The following is a 16,810-nucleotide window of genomic DNA, read 5'->3' on the forward strand; positions in this document are numbered from 1 at the left end:
CCGCGACCCGTGCGGGTGACGGCCGGCGTGAGTGCGTGGTTGAGTACGCGATCGCGAGCTCGATAGTTCAGTATGTGCAGCTTGGTCCCGCCTTCTATTGCCGTGCGAACGCTGCCCGCGCCTCGAGAGCGAGATCCGCGAAAGACTCGCCGCTGACGTCGATGACGACCCGCTTGACGGTGGCGCCGACGAATGGCCAGGGCCGTTCACCGGGGTAGTCGTCGGTGACTGGTTCGGCTCCCGATCGGCCGACGACGAGCCCTCCGCCGCCGAGGCCGAACTTTCCGGGTTGAGTCCGGATCCGTCCCTCGCCGACCTTGCGGTCCCGGATGTAGAGACTGAGCACGCCCTCGGCGGGCATGGCATTGCCGTCCTTCTCGAACGAGGCAGAGACAACCACGTGACCGGTCGGGATCGTCTGGTCGGCTTCGATGGTCTGCACGAGCTCGCCGACCCAGTTGTAGACGTAGCGGAGTTTGCCTTCGTTGAGGTAGAGGGCGTGCCCACCGAACCTCGAGCCTTGCGAGAAGATCACCCCGCCGGCCTCGGGCGTCGCGACCTCGAGCTCCGCTGCGATGGTGTACGAGCGGTTGCGGATGTTCGGGGCGACTGACTCGGGGATTTCTGCGCCACCAGCGTGGTAGACGTAGCGGGTCCGCGGCCGCGACAGCTGGGGGCGCTCGGTGGTGAGAATCTCCACAGCGCCGCGAGACTCGAGTGGGAGGGCCTGGAGGCGTCCGGCTTCGGCCCACCACAGTGCGACGAGCTGCTGTAACTTCTCCGGGTGTTTGTCGGCAAGATCCTCGCATTCGCTGGGATCCGCCTCGGTGTCGAACAGCTCCCACCGTTGCAGATGGAAGTCGCCCCACGACTCGGGCGCGGCCGGCACCGCAGTGGCGGCCTTCCAGCCCTTGTGCCAGATTGCCCGCGTCCCGAGCATCGAGTAGAACTGCGTCTCCTTCTGGGTCTCCGCGGCCGCGTCGTCGAAGGTGTACCTGAAGCTGGTGCCTTCCAGCGGCTTCTGCGTATATCCGTTGACGACGTCGGGAAGCTCGACTCCGAGGCATTCGTACATGGTCGGCACGATGTCGACAGCGTGGGTGTACTGACGGCGCATCTCGCCGCTCGCGGTGAAACCACGCGGCCAGGAGACGATCAGTGGGTCGGCCGTGCCGCCCTCGTAGTTCGCGTAGCGCTTCCACATCTTGAACGGGGTGTTGAAGGCCCAGGCCCAACCCGTCGGATAGTGGTTGTACGTCTCCGGCCCGCCGAGCCGGTCCAGCGCCTTCAGGTTCTCCTCGATCGTGTCGGGAACACCGTTGAAGAACTTGTTCTCGTTGACCGAGCCGTTCGGGCCGCCCTCGCCCGAGGCGCCGTTGTCGGAGACGAGCATGACGATGGTGTTGTCGAGCTGGCCGGCGCCCTCCAGGTAGTCGAGCAGCCTACCCAGCTCGTGGTCGGCGTGGCTGAGGAAACCGGCGTACACCTCCGCCATCCGGGCGAACAGCCGCTGCTCCGCGTCGGACAGCGAGTCCCACGGCCGGACCCGGTCGACCTCGGACCAGGGCTTGCCGTCGTGGCTCGTCGTCTCCGTGTACGGGTTGATCGGCGACAGCTCAGCGCTCTCGGGCAGGAGGCCCATGGCCTTCTGCCGATCGAGCACGCCTTCGCGGTACGCCTCGTATCCCATGTCGAAGCGGCCCCGGTACTTGTCGGCCCACTCCTTCGGCGCGTGATGCGGTGCGTGGGCAGCGCCGGGACAGTAGTAGAGGAAGAACGGCTTGTCCGGCGCGATCGCCTTTGAATCCTGGATGAACTCGATCGCCTTGTCCGTCAGGTCGACCGTCAAGTGGTAGCCGTCCTCCGGCATCGCCGGCTGCGGCACAGGGTGGTTGTCGTAGATCAGGTCGGGGTACCACTGGTTCGTTTCGCCGCCGAGGAATCCGTAATACCGCTCGAACCCCCGGCCGAGCGGCCATTGCCGCTTCGACGAGGCGAGGTTCATCTCGTCCTCGGCGCACAGGTGCCACTTGCCGACGATGAAGGTGTTCCAGCCCTGCTCGCCCAGGACCTCGGCGATATTCGCGCACTCGAAGGGGATGTGACCGTTAGCGTTCGGGAACCCGGACGTCGCCTCTGTGATGCAGCCCATGCCGTTGGTGGTGTGGTTGCGCCCCGTCATCAGGCAAGAACGGGTAGGGGAGCAGAGCGCGGTCGTGTGGAAGTTCGTGTACGTCAGCCCCTGCTGAGCGATCCGTCTGACATTCGGCGTCTCGATCAGACCTCCGAACGGCTCGATCGCCGAGAAACCCACATCGTCTAGCACGACGTACAACACATTCGGGGCGCCATCCGCCGCGATCGGCTGAGTGTACGGCTCCCAATCGGGAACCGAATCCTTGATGTCAATGTCGATCTTTCCTCGGAACGGCTTGCTCACGCCGGCCCTCTCCCCTCGCGCAACGCCTGTCAACGACGGCGACAGCCCGGCCCGGGCCGCCGCGTCCTGCTGACGCCAGTCTCGTTGCCGGCCCGCAGCCGGTCGTCATCCTTCGAGGGTGAGACTGCGGACGAGGGCCCAGCCCTTGCCGTGGGACATGCCTCCCAAGCTGACCCCAGCACCGACCGGACACTCACCACCGGGTCCGGCCGACACCCACGTCCTACTCCTCAGCCACGACCTCAAGGTCGACGCCACCGGCATCGTCACACAGTGAACTCACGAATCATGGGTTCACTGTCCGGGATGTCTTGAGACATCACATGGTGCCCCCGGCAGGATTCGAACCCTGCGACGCACGGTTTGCGAAACCGGCGCACCCCGCCGACATACACCCCTACAGGCGTGTCCAGCCCACACTAGTTCGGCCGGTCTTGACTCCAGTTGACTCGGATCGAGGCCCTTCGTTCCCCAGGTGTTCCCACGCTGAACCAGGCGGCCCGCTGTGCTCGCGCAGGGCAGTAGGCCGCGCCTTCTCAGCCGATGGCGTCGGCTAGCGCTTTCGAGCCGCCGACCACCGGGACCGTGAGCGAACTGTGGGCCAGGTCGAGTGTCAGCTGGGTCCCCGCCGTCGGCCGGATCGTGAAGTCGCGGTCGCTGGAAACGACCATCACCGCGAGCCGATTGCCGGCCGGTACGACGATGTCCTTCGGCTGCATGTCGAAGTCGATCCCGTACATTCGGCCCGGCTTGATCGGGACGTCGGCCCAATCGGAGTTGCGGTTGGTCGGGTCGATCCAGCCCCGCGTGAGGATCGTGCCGTTACCTGTCGGTGGATAGCTCACCAGCGCCGCGGTCAGGTTCGCTCTCGACTTGCTGAACGCCAGTTGCAGCGAGATCGTCGGTGTTCCGCTGATGCGGACGGGCTGCGTCAGCGGCGGCGTCTGGTAGATCAGGCGCACGTTCGAGAAGGGCGTGTTCGCTGAGGTGAGCGCGGCGATCGACGCGTCATCGGTCAGCGTCTCCGTCGGGCTCCCCGGGACCGGTGGTGCGATTGTCAGTCCGCCGCGCGACGGGGCCCCTGGTGTGAGGTGCAGTGCGACCTCGCTCGATGTGGGGTCTGGCCATTCGGCGTACGGGGTCGGATTGGCAGTGCTACAGACAAGGCTCACGACAGCGCCGTCAGCGACCTTCTGGCCAGTTCCGGTGGCCACCGCTGATGCCAGTACCAGGTGCGTGGCGTCCGGGATGTCCGTGATCAGGCGCGTCGTGTTCGTGATCGTGCCGTCAAGGTTCGTTTGCGGGACCGTCAGCACGAAGCCGATCCCGAAGGGGCTGGTGTCCGCCACCGTCAGCGTCGCGGTGTTCGACTGATCGCCGGCAACCGTCGTCTGGCGAGGCGGGCAGGACGCGGCCTCTCGGACGACCCATGAGCGCGGCAGCGACTCGACGCCGTTCTGTACGCCGTACAGGTAGCGGGTGAACCAGTAGTTGATCAGCACATCGGGCGGCGCTCCACCATGACCGCCCTGGTGGAAGTAGAACATGTGCGGCACGTCCCGCTTCTTGAGCGCCGCGTAGAACTGCGCTGCGTTCTTCGTCATGACGTTGAAGTCGTTGTTGCCATGGGCAAGCAGGGTCGCGGCGTGGACGTTCTCGACGTCCTTCATGTAGTTGCGCTCCTGCCAGAACCCACTGCGGTTGCCGGTGGCTCGATCGATGTGAGCCTCGATGTAGTCGATCTCCGGCTGGCAGATCGTGCGCTGCCCGGCCTCGTCGACACGTGAGTACACGACGTCCGCCAGGACGTCGAGGTCCTCACCCTGGAAGGCGTTGTTGTTGCCTGTGGGGTTGGACGAGGAGTGTGGCGCCCGCACCATGCCGTTGGCGCGGTAGTAGTCGTACCAGTCGGAGATGGCAGAGATCGGCACGATGGCCTCGAGCCCCTCGACGCCGGTCGTCGCCACGGCCTCCGGGATGGTCCCGTTGTAGGAAGTGCCGATCATGCCGACCTTGCCGGTCGTCCAGGACGCGGCCGCCGGAGTGTCGCCAGTGCGCGTCGTATACGCGGCCACCCGGCCGTTGAGCCAGTCGATCACAGCCTTGGCAGCCAGTGTCTCGTTGGTGCCACCCGAGGTCGGGCAACCGTCTGAGTAGCCGGTACCTGGTGACTCCGCGTGTACTACGGCGAAGCCGCGCGGCACCCAGGTCGACTCGTACCTGGTACTGATCGTGGGGCTGGTGTTGAACGCCGTCCAGAACGGTGTTGCCGGCCTCGACGACGGCGGTGCGCCGAGTTCGTGGTCGACGGCCCAGTTGCTGTAGTCCGGCGCCGTTCCCGCGTAGTACGGGCTGTCCTCGAACACGACCGGCACCTTGAGGCCGTCCGTGAGAACCTCGGGCGGCGCGGTGAAATCGACGTGGATCCGGTCGAGCTTGCCGTCGTTGTCGCTGTCGAACGACGCCTGGACCCACACCTCACCGCTGTACCAGTCGGAGGGGTTGGCCGAGAACACGGCCTGCGCAAGACCATCAACGAACGTCGGGACCGCAGGCGTCGCAGCATCGGTCGTCAGGTTGCGCGCCGCCAGCGCCGACGCAGGGCTCGCCGCTACTGCGGCCGCTAGGCCGGTCGCCGCCACGGCCGCCAGAAGTCGAGTTCTCATCGCTGCCCGCCTCTCTGCGTTCGTCCAGCATGTCGAACCTCTGCATCATGTGGCGACAGATTCGGAACCGCAACAGTCTGGCCTCAGAGGCCCGCACGCTGTTCCTATGCGCTCTCGCAAGGGCGACGCCGCGGCCTCATGAAGGTGACGTTTGCTCGCTGCCAGACGCGAGATCGAGCCGAGACGTCAGCGGTGAACTCCGGGCCCTGCTGACCATCAGCAGGGACTGAGTTTGGCTCGTTCCGGTTGGCTCGCCCGATCAGCCAAACGCGGCGCAGAACGCGGAGGTGTCCGGAGTGAGGTGTCCGGCGGCGAAGGTCACCTCGCCAGTCGCGACGTCTTCGATGATCCGCCCGGCCGCGAGCCCGACCGTCTCGGGCTAGCCAGGCCGGGCCAGCAGGTCACAGAAGGCGTGCTCAGAATCTGCCTCCCTTCGGCAGGCGTGGGGTCGTCGAGCTCGGCGCGCCGGCCGTGCTCCTCGCCCGCGACGGCGCCTACGCGGCCTTGGAAGCTGAGCTACCGGACGCAGAACGTCCGGAATCGGGGGTACGTTGCTGGCATGTCCGACTTCACGATCAAGGCGCTCACGCCGGAGACGTTCGACGACTTCGCCGCTCTCGTCGAGCGGAACAAGGGCATGTTCGCCAGCTGCTGGTGTACGCATTTCCATCCCGACTGCGCGGAGAAGGGCCAGAGCGCTGAGGGGAACCGGGCGCTCAAGCAACGTCTGGTGGCCGACGGGATCGCGCACGCGGCGCTGGTCTACGACGGCGACCGGGCCGTCGCCTGGGCGGAGTACGGATCACCCGAGGAGCTGCCCAACATCCAGCACCGCAAGGAGTACGTGGCCACTGCCGAGCGACTGCCCGACTACCGGGTCACCTGCATCCTGGTCGAGCGCGGCCTTCGCGGTCAGGGCCTGGCGGCGATCGCGCTGCGCGGAGCTGTCGAGCTGATCGCGCAGGCCGGCGGCGGCCTGGTCGAGGGCTACCCGCACGACACCGGCGGGGTCCGGAAGAAGAACTCGTCGTTCCTCTACAACGGCACCCGCACGATGTACGAGCGCGAGGGCTTCGCCTACAACCGGCCCAAGGGCCTGGGCAACTGCGTGATGGTGCGCGAGGTGGCCCCGAGCACGCACGACTGAACCCAGTCCGTCGACCCCAAACACCAGGTCCGGCCAAGCGATACTGCCGAGGCCTGATCTACTGCGCAGCAAGATCAAGTCTCAGAATGGCTGTGGAGTCGACGGCAGGAGGCGGCGATGGTCACGGCGAGGACGGTACTGCAGGAGCAGTTTCAGAACTCGTGCAGCCACCTGGACAGAGTCCTCGCAGGCATCCAGGACGTGGAGTTCTTCTGGGAACCGGTCGCCCATTGCTGGACGGTGCATGACCGTTCGGAGCGACGGGCGGCTCATGCCGACGGCGCGGGACGATGGGTCATCGACTACGAGGTCCCCGAGCCCTCGCCCGGCCCCGTCACCACCATCGCCTGGCGCACGGTTCACATCGGCGCCGTCAACTACCTGTATTGGGACTACGCGTTCGGCCCCGCTACGGCGACCTTCGACCTGGAGATGCCCGGTGACGCGGGCAGTGCGATTGCCTGGCTTCGGGGCAGCCAGCGACCGCTCGCCGAAGCACTGTCGGAGCTGTCCGACGACGACGCGCTGGACGAGCAGGTGGCGACCAACTGGGGCGCGAGTTGGCCAGTCAGTCGTATCTTTATGACTCTCGTCAATGAGCAGGTTCATCACGGCGCCGAAATCTCCCTGCTCCGCGATCTCTATCGGAATCGAGCAACGCTGGGAACCGCGACTGGGGCGGCCACCTAGAGTCGTGTGCCACCACCTGGCCGAGCACCAAGCGTTGCGCGTCGCCTTCCGCGAGTACCACCAACACCGGATCCGCCCGGCCACCCTGGCTCCCACCCGCACGTCTCCGTTGTCACGAAGTCCCTTCATCCGGCGATCGGCCTTACGGGCGACCTCGCGCATTTCGGGGACGCGGTGACCGCGCTTTCAGGTCGTCGAGTTCGCCGAGGACGACTGGGAGAAGACGCTGACCTGCCGGCCGCCTCTGTTAGGTGGGTTGGATCTCTCCGAGTCGCCAGGTCTGGTCGAACCATGGTTCGAGTGGGCCGTAGAGACGCAGGATGGGGAACCAGCTCTTGCCGGAGAGGGTTTGCAGCCAGTTCGCGTTGGGTTGTGCCGGTGGGGTTGGACCGAAGGTGAGGATGGTGTCGCCGTTGTCTTCGGTGTGGACGTCGGTGAAGCGGTTGTTGATGCTCGGGTAGGGGTTGTCGGTTTGGAGCAGTGACCGCGTTTGGGTGTCGTAGATATCGATGGCCCAGAAGGTCTTGGCCGGTATTCCGGCGGGCAGTGTGAGCGTGTAGGTCCTTGCTCCATCCAGCGGTGCGCCGGTGGCGTCCTCGGCGGTGTAGGCGTACTGGGATCCCACGCCGACCGCTGCGTGGGTCATTGCCGGCGTGATGCCGGTGGCGACGTAGTGCATCATCGTGCGGCAGTCGAGCAGGCGGGCGCCATCGGCGAGGAACTCGTGACTGCCGCCGACGAACGCGGTCTTCCACGACCCGTCGTCGTAGATGTACGGCGCCCGATCCCGAGGCTTGTAGAGCAGGGTTCGGGCGAGTCCGGCGCCGATCTTCGCGGCCTGGTCGAGAATTGCGCGCTGATGATCGTCGGGTGCGAACGAGTGTCCCTTCACGATCCCGATCGCGGCGAGCTGCCCGGTGCGTTCGGGGTCGAGGGCGCCGACGGGCTCCTCCTGGACGATGGTGTTGAGCTCCTCGAAGAAGGTGAAGTCGTTGGAGTGGATGCCGTTGAACGAGGACTCAGCCATGTCGACGAACCCGGTGGTGGGTGGGTCGGCGGCGGCTGCGAGCGGGTAGATCCGCGTCGTCAGCAGGGAGTCGAGACCGAGCAGGGCACGGATCACCAGCCAGTTCGAGTACGTCGGCGACTGGAACACGAAGTATCCGTCCGGGACGTCGCCTTGATGGTCGGGCGGCAGGAACAGGTACTTGCCGCCCTGACCCCTGTCCGGTCCCGCGTTGCCCATGTCGGCGACGTAGCGCTGCCACAGGTCGTCGACGAAGCACAACGAGTTCGGCGGCGCCTCGACCACGGTCGGCCCGTCGCCCTTGAGGTCGAGAAAGGTGGTGCCGTAGGTCGTCTCGGTGTTCGCCGTCAGCACGACCGGCGCGGAGGTACTACGCGGGTCCGTACAGGCTATGACATTCGATCGTGCACCGATGCTGCGCAGCCCGTTGCGCATGGCCAGCATCGAGGCGCCCGGTACACAGTTCAGGTACACGTCGATCCCGCGCAACAGGGCCAAAGCGTCGTAGCCTAGCTCGACTGTCGCGGCGGTTGGCACCCCGTCGAAGAACTCCATCACCCCGAACGGGGTGTCGATCTTCGGTGGCGAGCCGAGCGATTCCCGCACCTTTGCCGAAACACCTGGACCCAGTCCTTGCTGCGTCATGACCGCATCCGTTCACGAAGGTAGGAGCCTGACCAGGCAAGACTTGTTCCCTCAGGCCTGTGTTTCACCCCCCGCCAAGGGTGAATGCGGAGAGCCGCCGTGGGGCTCCAGGGCCTGGCGCCTCCACCGGCATGGCCGGGTGCGCGATACTTCCGGTGATGGGACGACCGTGTACGCCAATCCGGAAGCCTCGTCGTGGGTCGAGATCGGAGACGCGATGGGGCAGGCGCTGCTTCAGCTGATACCGCTGGCCCTCGCGGCGGCGCTGAGCAGCGTCCCCATCACCGCCACCATCTTCATCCTGCTGTCGGAGCGCCGCAGCCGCTCCGGCCTAGGCTTCCTGGCCGGCACGGTGCTCGGCACCTTCGCCACCGTCGCATTGGCGACTGTGGCCGGCCACGCGCTTCCCGGACGACCACGCGAACATGGCGCTCTCGTCGGGAAGCTGGAGGTGGTGATCGGCATTGCGCTCGTGCTGCTGGGCGTGGTGACCCTCGCGCGTCGGTCCCGCGCGGGGAGAGGAAGTGGACCGGGCTGGCTGGACAGCATCGCCACGTTCGGCATCCTGCCCGTGTTCGGCATCGGCCTGGCGCTGAGCCTTCGTCCGAAGGCGATACTCCTGGCGGCGGCGGCGGGCCTGGCGATCGTCAGGGTGGACCTGGTGTTCCACGGCAACCTCGTCCTGGTGGTCTTCTACACCGCGATCGCCACCTGCACCGTAGGCGTTCCCATCGTCGCGACGATCCTGTTTCCACGGCGGATGGAACCTCGCCTCCTCGCGGCGAAGGGGTGGATCGCGGCTCACTCCAGCACGGTCGGTGCCACGATGATGATTGTCATCGGCGCCTTCGTCATCGGCGTCGGCGTGAGCGGCTGAGCACGCCGGTCAGCGGTGCGACACCGCCGCCGGCATGCGCAACCAGCAGGACAAGGATGAACGAGGCCACCTGCAGCCGCAGCCACCGGCGAACTCCTCCGCGAGCTGGTCCACGACCCCAACCGCGACTACCAACCCACCGGAAGACCGCCAGGACCAGCCCGCAAACACCCCAAATGACCAACAGCCGAACCCACGAATCGTAGGTTCGGCTGTCGCCGATGTCTTGAGACATCACACGGTGCCCCCGGCAGGATTCGAACCTGCGACGCACGGTTTAGGAAATAGATCGGTATTACTTAGATACTAACACGGCCCTGATGCGATGAAGGAGCGGGGCCTCCGCTCCTCGTGGGTCCCCGGCGGATGCTGGGGTTGCTCGCGTTTCACGACGAAGGAGGCCCCTGATGGAAGCCTACGCGGGACGGCAGTTTGTGGGTATGGATCTGCATCGTCGCCGGTCGGTGCTGGTGCGGATGACGGCCGCGGGGGATGTGCTCGAGCGGGTCCGGATCGTCAACGACGTCGAGAGGTTGGCGGCGGTGATCGCCCGGGCCGGGGAGAGCCCGGAGGTGGTGTTGGAGGCCACCTATGGCTGGTATTGGGCGGTGGATGCGTTGCGGGAGCAGGGCGCGGTGGTGCACTTGGCGCATCCGTTGGGGGTGAAGGCGTTTGAGTACCGGCGGGTGAAGAACGATGAGCGGGATGCCGTCGACCTGGCCGATCTGTTGCGGATGGGCCGGCTGCCCGAGGCGTGGATCGCGCCACCGGCGACGCGGGAGTTGCGGGAACTGGTCCGGCACCGCGCGAAGCTGGTCGGGCTGCGTTCGCATTGCAAGGCCGAGGTCCACGCGGTGCTGGCCAAGTGCGGGGTGCAGGTGGCGGTCAGTGACCTGTTCGGGGTCGAGGGCACCGCGCTGCTGGACCGGTTGGACCTGGCGGCGCCGTATGCGGCCAGGATCGGGTCGCTACGCCGGATCATGGACGGGCTCGACTTCGAGATCGACCATGTCGCCGGCATGGTGCGCGGGCGGCTGGCGACGAATCCGGGCTATCTCGCGGTGCAGACGATCCCCGGGATCGGCCCGACCCTGGCCGCGGTGCTGGTCGCCGAGATCGGCGACATCGACCGGTTCACCCGGCCGGAGCAGCTGACCTGCTGGGCCGGGCTGACACCGACCCATCACGAGTCCGATGCCCATGTCCACCGCGGCCGGATCACCAAGCAAGGTTCCCGGCTGGTCCGGTGGGCGGTGGTGGAGTCGGTGCAGGTCCTGCCTGACACCACGGTGGTCGGGCAATTCCGCGACCGGGTCGCTGCCCGCCGCGGCCACAACATCGGTGTCGTCGCGGCCGGTCGCCGGCAACTGGAGTACGTCTACTACGCGCTGCGCGACCACCACGTCCGCGCCCTGAACCAGCAAACGAACCCTCCCGCGAGGACGGCGGCATGAGCCGGTCTCGCCCCGAAACCGGTCAGCGCGGGTCGTGCAGGTCAAGACCCCCATCCGTGGCGTGGTCGCCCTTCTGATTGACCCCGCCGACCCAGCACCGCGCACCCCATCATGCCGCCCCTGCCGCGGCGAAGGGATGACAGCAGCCCTCACCAGGACTGCCAGCACCGGAGACACCGGGCCATGACGAGCGCTACGCCCCACCATCCGACTTCAGCAACGGAGCCACCGCAAAACTTCTTCTCCGCCTCCCACATCGTGCGCCGAACGACGCCGACGTCAAGGCCCTCCGGCCGCTATCGCGGTCGGGCTACGCCCGAGCCCTGACCCCGACGCCTCACTTCGGCGCGTCCCAAACCCAGCGGAGAAGCAGAACAACGGTCACGAGCAACTCTTGACCGGCCCCGCTCCTTCAGGGATGACCTGCGAGAATGTCGGGGTAATGACTACTGAGTTACTCCGAAACTGTGTGTCTAAGAATGCAGGGGTGGGGAATGGAATTACTACGTGGGGAATGGTCGACGACGGTCTGCCCTCGCTGTGCGGCTCTGCTGTGCCCGGTGAGGCGGCACCCTCGCCGGGCTGACGGCTGCTGGCACGGCTTTGACCGGGACAACGCGCATGCCCTGGGTGACCACCGGGATTGCCTGCCCGGGGACGCGCTCGCCCTGGCCGAGGATGATCCACACGGCGAGGAGTACGACACCGACTCTGACGGTCCAGACGCCTGCCGGTGGGCGGCGCGCTGGCGGACGGCTGCGGCGGCGCTGGGGGACAGTACAACGGCTGACCAGCCGCTCGCGGTGGTCGCGCTCGACCCCGCGACCGGGCCGCACCTGGTGGCGCTGCACGCCAACTACGGGACCGCTGGGCCACACCGGACCCGGATCGGGCGACGGTCCGGTGACGCGCTCATGAGTGAGGCGAAGGCGCGAGCCCTGGTGGTCTGCACCTGGGGGCATCTCCACTGACTGGAATCGCGTGCTGAGATGTTCGATCTCGTGCATCGAGATGCACCCGGCCAATGCTGGCCACCCATGGCCATAGGTAGACGTACCTAGACAACGCCCTGCGAGGTAACGGGTTTCGGCTCATCCTGACTTGTCATGAGCACTTCCGACAGTTTGGATCCGGTGCGCTGGGCAACCACCGACGAAACGATGGTTGCCTTGCGCAAGAGCAGGCCAACCATCTATCGCTACATTCGCGAGGGTCGCCTAGTTGCTAAGCAGATCCCTCCTTCACGTCAGATCTTCATCAGCCAGGCCAGTATTGACGCAGTGCTTGCCGGTGCGCGGAGGGTGGCGTGACCCCGGAGCAGCGCCGCGAACGCGCGCTGAAGGCGATCAACAGCCGGTGGGCACGGCCAACAGCGCGCGATGAGCAGAGCGAGGCGGCGGCCCGCGCACTGCGGCGTCGCTTCGAGATCCAGGTTGATCCGGACGGCCAACTGCCAGCCGATCGCCGCCAACAACTGGCCGAGTACGCGCTGAAGGCTCACATGGCCGAGATGCGCCTTGCCCGCGCCAGGAGGCGTGGTGACCCTGCATGAACGGTGCGGACACGGTTCGGGCCGCGCTCCGTGAGAAGCGCGGCCCGACCAGTAGGAGAACCGTTCCAACGAGAGCCACCCAGAGACCGCCCACCTCATACAGGTACGTCGTCGCCGTGAGGCCAGCTACAGGCTACCGGAGTACGCCGATAGCCTGCGAGACCCACTGGACGGACTGGCCGGACGCATCCCGAGTCGCCGCTCGATCACGGGTGCGTACTTCCACCTGTACGACCTGGGCTTGATGTCGCAGGACATGCACGCGCAGTTCCGGGAGCGGTGGAGGTGTGCAGCATGACGTGGACCAAGCTGTCGGACGACTTCGGTGACCAAGTGGCCGGCCTCTCGGACGCAGCCTTTCGTACCCACGTGGAAGCGCTGGTGTGGACGATGCGGCGTTGCACGGGCGGGATGCTGACAGACCGAGACGTACGCCGGTTCGCTGAGTCGCCGGACGCGGACGCCGGGGTCAAGGAGTTGGTTGCCCTCGGCTACTGGACCGAGGAGGACACCGGCTACCGCATCCGCCACCACATGGAGCACCAGCCAGAGCCCGATCTAGTTGAACGGCGACGCGGCCAGGCGGCCGAGCGCCAGCGACGGAAGCGCCGACGAGACGCCGGACTAGTCGAGAGTCATCCGTCACGGCGTGACTCACTCAGTGACGATACGCGTTACCCGGGTCGGGACGGGTCGGGTCGGGACGGGCTAGCAACAACAACCACAGGAGAACTAGGAAATGACGCGATGAGGCAACGATCCGAGGCCGAGCTACGGGCGGAGGTGGAGGAGCACGCCCGGTCCGCGGAGGCGTGGTACCGGGACACGAGCCTGGAGTACGCGGTGACGCCGGGCGGGTCGAGGTTCCACTTCGTCACCTGCCCCATGGTCGGTGCCGCGCTCAACGCTGCGGGACGGGGAGAGGCTCCTTACCCGGTACGGCTGTCGATGGACGACGTGAACGCCCGGAACCTGCGCCCCTGCGGCGTGTGCATCGGTGGCAACGACCCATGGATGAGAGGTAAGGCATGACCGAGAAGCCAGAGAACGAACGCCGGGTGCTAACCACCCACGTCGAGGTCACCGAGCACGGCGCGGACTACTTCGAGGTCGATGGCGACGGCGATATCACAGCTGAGCGGGACAGCTGGTTCGCCGGGGTCGTGGTCGTGGACCCAAATGGTCGCCTGGCGCACCTGCGGCACCTGGACACGACCGGCCACTATGACGAGGGCGACGATGCCGATGAGGGATGAGCGGTACCGCCGCGACTTCGAACGTGCCAACCGTGATCGGTTGTACTACCGGGCCGCTGCGGTCGACGCGGTGGCCGCGCTGCTGCTGGCGACCGGCGACGACTACGGGATCTTGACCGGCGACGATCTGGCCGACGTACACCGCCGAGCGTCGGAGTTGCGTGCCAGAATGCGTAGCAGGACTGGCTGACGGAGCCGTCCGGCCGGAGCCGCTGGCTGCATGAGCCGCTGGCAGGGCAAGTGATTTGCCTTGCCTGAAAGGGCTCTCAGCCATGCCTACCGTACTTACTACCTCGGCTTTCGACGGACAATTCCCAGCTGAGGTCTACCCCGTCATTCTGAACGCGATTGCCGGGGGAAACCCCTTCGCACAGTCCCTCACCCGGTGGGACTCGGGCCAGACCGACTCGGTCTTCCGCACCATCACCGGCATGTCCGGCGCGGCGTGGATCAACGAGGGTGACGTGAAGCCCACCGTGGAGATCCAGACCGAAGGCGTGCTGGTGAAGGCCGAGGAGTTGGCCGGCATCCCGATGCTGTCGGACCGAATGATCCGCGACTCCCGCACCGACATCGTGTCCGAGGTCCAGCGGGTCATGCGGGAGTTCTTCGCCCGCCGCCTCGATGACGGCCTCCTGCACGGCGACGGCGCACCGCCGAACCCCAAGGGCGTGTTCTCCGTCGCCCCGGACGCGGCGGCCGGTGAGAGCCTGTGGGACGCCGTGACGGTAGCTAAGGGCGAGATTGTGGCCGCTGGCGGTACGCCGACGACCCTGGCGCTCGACCCCGTGGCCGTGGTCCAGGAGGAGGGCCGGATCGACGCCAACGGCTACCCGGTCTACCGCGACGGCCTGACCCGGTACAACGGCCTGGACGTGGTGGCAGTCCCGGCGCTGGCAGCTGGTGAGGCGATGGTGTACGACCGGTCCGAGGTGTTCTGGGTGGTGGCCGAGGACTTCACCATCACACCGAGCCGGGACTACGCACCGGCCTATGAGCGGGACTCGGTGGCCCTTCGGACCTCCGGCCAGTTCGGGGTCGGTGTCCCGAACCCGACGAAGGCGATCCGCCAGGTGACGGTGACGCCTGCGCCGTAGACGGCACGTGCCCCCGGTCCCAGGAGGTCGGGACCGGGGGCAGGCTGCGCTCCCCTCGCGAGGGCTTGGAGGGAACGACCGGCGCGGGCTCTATCGGGCTACGAGCCAACTGCGTCGGTGCGGGTAATCTCGGCCAGCGCGAGTGCGGCGCGGAGGTGGTCCTCCGTCAGCAGGTAGACGGTGTAGGCCCACCCCAGCTCCTTGTCGGACTCGGACGTCGGGTTGATGCAGGACTCGGCGGCTGCCGGGATTTTCCGTCCATCCTGAATCCGGAACAGGGTCCGACCGGACGTGTAGACGTAGATCATCGGGGTGCTGCCGAGCCGCAGCGTGACGCGATCCGACTTCTCCTGCACGTGTGAGGTGAAGCCGTACTTGGCCTTGGCCTGCTTGATGAACGAGACCATGTGCGGGCGGCGGGACGGCTCGTTGCCGTGCCCCAGGACGTAGGTCTCGTAGTCCGGTGTGTCGCCGTTGGCGGCCGGTGCGTCGGCCGTGAGTCCGAGCAGCGCACGTACCTTCGCGACGTCCTCGGCGTTGTCGGTGTCGAATTCGATCCTCATGGTGTCCTCCCCTGATGTATCCCGGCAGAATCCGGTGATTTCCTGACAAGGATGGGATACATGGGGGATAGATGTCAAATAGACGCGATTTCAGGTCGGACTCACGTCCACGACATCGGAAAATTGGAAGGCGCGACCGGCGCGGGCTCAGGGGACTGCCAGCACGCCAGCCGCGCCGCCTATACCGGGCCTACCCCGTGGTTGGGTCCGGAGTCCAGTGAGCGGGCAGCCGACGAAAGCCCATGACAGGAAGGGGTTTCGCCGGTCTGGTCCTCGGCATCGAACGGGTCCGAGTCGAACCAGCGAACGTCCGAGGCCCCGAGGTGTCCGTGGACCTCAAGCAGATCGGCGATGCTGGGCCAGAACACCAGGCTTGGGAACTTGCCGAGCCACTTGAGTGCGATCCATTGCTGGCCGCGTTCGTCGGGCGGGAACTCGATCCCGAGTGCGACGACGCCCGTGCCGCTCACACCTGAAGGGTCGCGATATCGGTACAACTCGAACCTGCGCATCAGCACATCACCAGCCGTCCACGCATTGCAGAACCCCGCTCTCACCATTAGTGGTCATGTTGTCATGACCAGTTAAGAGTATGCGGAGTCGCGCTCTGCCGGTCAACGGTTCACGCCGCGAAGATGTAAGACTGGTCGGAATGGCAGGACGACATAACAAGACTCAAGGTGTGATGCGCTGGTGAGGATCGACCAGGTGAGCGGCATCCCCGCCTACCGCCAGGTCGCCACGGATCTTCGCGACAAGATCAACTCGGGCGACTATGCGCCCGGTGCCAAGCTGCCGTCTGAGCGCGTATTGACCGAGGACTACGGGGTGTCCCGGATCACCATTCGGGAGGCGATCGGCCTTCTCCGTTCCGAGGGCCTTGTGGAGCCGAAGCAGGGCAAGGGGCTGTTCGTCCGTAACCCTCCTTCAGTGCGAAGGCAGAGCAGCACCCGGCTTGGTCGCAAGGCACGTCAGGAGAACCGCGCCGCCTTCCAGGGCGACGCGGAAGCGAGCGGCTTCCGCCCGGAGGTGGAGACGACAGTCCGGACCGAGCCAGCCTCCGACGACCACGGCGAAGCGCTCGGCGTACCTCCGGGAACCGAGCTGCTCGTGCGAGAGCGGATCATGAAGGCCGACGGCGTGACGGTCCAGCTGTCGACGTCCCGGCTGCCGCGCGAGCTGACTCGCGGGACGGCGATCGAGGACGAGAATCCCGGCCCGGGTGGCATCCACCAGCGTCTCGAGGACGCCGGGGTCAGGCTCGACCGCTTCACCGAGGCCGTGATCACCCGCATGCCTAATACGACAGCCGGACTTCGTGATCCTCATGGTGTGCGGGCTTGTCGGCGTTGGTAGTGGCTGGTTCGGGCGCGGTGTTGGTGTCGGCGTCTTCTGA

General features: G+C 66.4%; 18 protein-coding genes. 13 read left to right on the top strand and 5 right to left on the bottom strand.

Annotated elements, in window-relative coordinates:
- Positions 1 to 94: 94 nt before the first annotated feature.
- Positions 95 to 2,440 carry an arylsulfatase gene (locus tag EV652_RS29130; RefSeq protein ID WP_132212452.1) on the bottom strand — a complete coding sequence of 782 codons (2,346 nt, stop codon included), beginning with the start codon at positions 2,438 to 2,440 and terminating at the stop codon, positions 95 to 97.
- Between the two features lie 118 nt (positions 2,441 to 2,558).
- On the opposite strand from EV652_RS29130, the gene EV652_RS44175 reads away from it, so the two are divergent.
- A complete protein-coding gene (locus EV652_RS44175) occupies positions 2,559 to 2,717 on the top strand; it encodes a hypothetical protein (protein ID WP_158441270.1) in 159 nt (52 codons plus the stop codon).
- 259 nt (positions 2,718 to 2,976) lie between these two features.
- Here EV652_RS44175 and EV652_RS29135 read toward each other — a convergent pair whose 3' ends face one another.
- Positions 2,977 to 5,106, bottom strand: a complete 2,130-nt coding sequence (locus tag EV652_RS29135; RefSeq protein WP_132212453.1) for a Xaa-Pro dipeptidyl-peptidase — start codon at positions 5,104 to 5,106, stop codon at positions 2,977 to 2,979.
- A gap of 559 nt (positions 5,107 to 5,665) precedes the next feature.
- Here EV652_RS29135 and EV652_RS29140 point away from each other — a divergent pair.
- Together EV652_RS29140 and EV652_RS29145 are read left to right on the top strand one after the other, a co-directional pair.
- Complete coding sequence (locus tag EV652_RS29140) at positions 5,666 to 6,253, top strand: GNAT family N-acetyltransferase (RefSeq protein ID WP_132212454.1); 588 nt, start codon at positions 5,666 to 5,668, stop codon at positions 6,251 to 6,253.
- 117 nt (positions 6,254 to 6,370) lie between these two features.
- On the top strand, positions 6,371 to 6,943 hold the full coding sequence (locus EV652_RS29145; RefSeq protein WP_132212455.1) for a DinB family protein: 573 nt from the start codon (positions 6,371 to 6,373) through the stop codon (positions 6,941 to 6,943).
- 247 nt (positions 6,944 to 7,190) lie between these two features.
- On the opposite strand, the gene EV652_RS29150 is transcribed toward EV652_RS29145, so the two are convergent.
- Entirely contained in the window at positions 7,191 to 8,615 is a 1,425-nt protein-coding gene (locus EV652_RS29150) for a DUF1254 domain-containing protein (RefSeq protein ID WP_199238450.1), read from the bottom strand.
- Between the two features lie 217 nt (positions 8,616 to 8,832).
- On the opposite strand from EV652_RS29150, the gene EV652_RS29155 reads away from it, so the two are divergent.
- The 9 genes from EV652_RS29155 (at position 8,833) to EV652_RS29195 (ending at position 14,851) form a co-directional block, all read left to right on the top strand.
- Positions 8,833 to 9,492 carry a GAP family protein gene (locus tag EV652_RS29155; protein WP_158441271.1) on the top strand — a complete coding sequence of 220 codons (660 nt, stop codon included), beginning with the start codon at positions 8,833 to 8,835 and terminating at the stop codon, positions 9,490 to 9,492.
- 440 nt (positions 9,493 to 9,932) lie between these two features.
- Positions 9,933 to 10,946, top strand: coding sequence for an IS110 family RNA-guided transposase (locus EV652_RS29160; protein ID WP_199238451.1), 1,014 nt, complete (start codon positions 9,933 to 9,935; stop codon positions 10,944 to 10,946).
- A gap of 560 nt (positions 10,947 to 11,506) precedes the next feature.
- Positions 11,507 to 11,917 (top strand): hypothetical protein, encoded by a 411-nt coding sequence (locus tag EV652_RS44180; protein WP_158441272.1) that lies wholly within the window; start codon positions 11,507 to 11,509, stop codon positions 11,915 to 11,917.
- Between the two features lie 135 nt (positions 11,918 to 12,052).
- Positions 12,053 to 12,256, top strand: coding sequence for a helix-turn-helix domain-containing protein (locus EV652_RS29170; RefSeq protein ID WP_132212458.1), 204 nt, complete (start codon positions 12,053 to 12,055; stop codon positions 12,254 to 12,256).
- Complete coding sequence (locus EV652_RS29175) at positions 12,253 to 12,498, top strand: hypothetical protein (protein ID WP_132212459.1); 246 nt, start codon at positions 12,253 to 12,255, stop codon at positions 12,496 to 12,498. Before EV652_RS29170 ends, EV652_RS29175 begins: the two co-directional genes overlap by 4 nt.
- Positions 12,499 to 12,792: 294 nt before the next feature.
- Positions 12,793 to 13,530, top strand: coding sequence for a hypothetical protein (locus tag EV652_RS29180; protein ID WP_132212460.1), 738 nt, complete (start codon positions 12,793 to 12,795; stop codon positions 13,528 to 13,530).
- On the top strand, positions 13,527 to 13,754 hold the full coding sequence (locus EV652_RS29185) for a hypothetical protein (protein ID WP_132212461.1): 228 nt from the start codon (positions 13,527 to 13,529) through the stop codon (positions 13,752 to 13,754). Before EV652_RS29180 ends, EV652_RS29185 begins: the two co-directional genes overlap by 4 nt.
- Positions 13,744 to 13,944, top strand: a complete 201-nt coding sequence (locus EV652_RS29190) for a hypothetical protein (protein WP_132212462.1) — start codon at positions 13,744 to 13,746, stop codon at positions 13,942 to 13,944. Before EV652_RS29185 ends, EV652_RS29190 begins: the two co-directional genes overlap by 11 nt.
- Positions 13,945 to 14,026: 82 nt before the next feature.
- On the top strand, positions 14,027 to 14,851 hold the full coding sequence (locus EV652_RS29195; protein WP_132212463.1) for a phage major capsid protein: 825 nt from the start codon (positions 14,027 to 14,029) through the stop codon (positions 14,849 to 14,851).
- A 98-nt stretch (positions 14,852 to 14,949) separates the two neighbouring features.
- On the opposite strand, the gene EV652_RS29200 is transcribed toward EV652_RS29195, so the two are convergent.
- Both EV652_RS29200 and EV652_RS44760 read right to left on the bottom strand, forming a co-directional pair.
- Positions 14,950 to 15,414, bottom strand: coding sequence for a hypothetical protein (locus EV652_RS29200; protein WP_132212464.1), 465 nt, complete (start codon positions 15,412 to 15,414; stop codon positions 14,950 to 14,952).
- Between the two features lie 179 nt (positions 15,415 to 15,593).
- Positions 15,594 to 15,974 carry a hypothetical protein gene (locus tag EV652_RS44760; RefSeq protein WP_500784500.1) on the bottom strand — a complete coding sequence of 127 codons (381 nt, stop codon included), beginning with the start codon at positions 15,972 to 15,974 and terminating at the stop codon, positions 15,594 to 15,596.
- 133 nt (positions 15,975 to 16,107) lie between these two features.
- On the opposite strand from EV652_RS44760, the gene EV652_RS29210 reads away from it, so the two are divergent.
- Entirely contained in the window at positions 16,108 to 16,770 is a 663-nt protein-coding gene (locus tag EV652_RS29210; RefSeq protein ID WP_132212465.1) for a GntR family transcriptional regulator, read from the top strand.
- Positions 16,771 to 16,810: the final 40 nt, after the last annotated feature.

The organism is Kribbella steppae, from assembly GCF_004342025.1.
Classification (GTDB): Bacteria; Actinomycetota; Actinomycetes; order Propionibacteriales; family Kribbellaceae; genus Kribbella; species Kribbella steppae.

Bases quoted from the DNA above. Each gene is read 5' to 3' on its own strand.
- EV652_RS29135 (WP_132212453.1), bottom strand. From the start codon at position 5,106: ATGAGAACTCGACTTCTGGCGGCCGTGGCGGCGACCGGCCTAGCGGCC.
- EV652_RS29150 (WP_199238450.1), bottom strand. From the start codon at position 8,615: ATGACGCAGCAAGGACTGGGTCCAGGTGTTTCGGCAAAGGTGCGGGAA.
- EV652_RS44760 (WP_500784500.1), bottom strand. From the start codon at position 15,974: ATGGTGAGAGCGGGGTTCTGCAATGCGTGGACGGCTGGTGATGTGCTG.
- EV652_RS29160 (WP_199238451.1), top strand. From the start codon at position 9,933: ATGGATCTGCATCGTCGCCGGTCGGTGCTGGTGCGGATGACGGCCGCG.
- EV652_RS29145 (WP_132212455.1), top strand. From the start codon at position 6,371: ATGGTCACGGCGAGGACGGTACTGCAGGAGCAGTTTCAGAACTCGTGC.
- EV652_RS29170 (WP_132212458.1), top strand. From the start codon at position 12,053: ATGAGCACTTCCGACAGTTTGGATCCGGTGCGCTGGGCAACCACCGAC.
- EV652_RS29185 (WP_132212461.1), top strand. From the start codon at position 13,527: ATGACCGAGAAGCCAGAGAACGAACGCCGGGTGCTAACCACCCACGTC.
- EV652_RS29155 (WP_158441271.1), top strand. From the start codon at position 8,833: ATGGGGCAGGCGCTGCTTCAGCTGATACCGCTGGCCCTCGCGGCGGCG.
- EV652_RS29195 (WP_132212463.1), top strand. From the start codon at position 14,027: ATGCCTACCGTACTTACTACCTCGGCTTTCGACGGACAATTCCCAGCT.
- EV652_RS29200 (WP_132212464.1), bottom strand. From the start codon at position 15,414: ATGAGGATCGAATTCGACACCGACAACGCCGAGGACGTCGCGAAGGTA.
- EV652_RS29190 (WP_132212462.1), top strand. From the start codon at position 13,744: ATGAGGGATGAGCGGTACCGCCGCGACTTCGAACGTGCCAACCGTGAT.
- EV652_RS29140 (WP_132212454.1), top strand. From the start codon at position 5,666: ATGTCCGACTTCACGATCAAGGCGCTCACGCCGGAGACGTTCGACGAC.
- EV652_RS29180 (WP_132212460.1), top strand. From the start codon at position 12,793: ATGACGTGGACCAAGCTGTCGGACGACTTCGGTGACCAAGTGGCCGGC.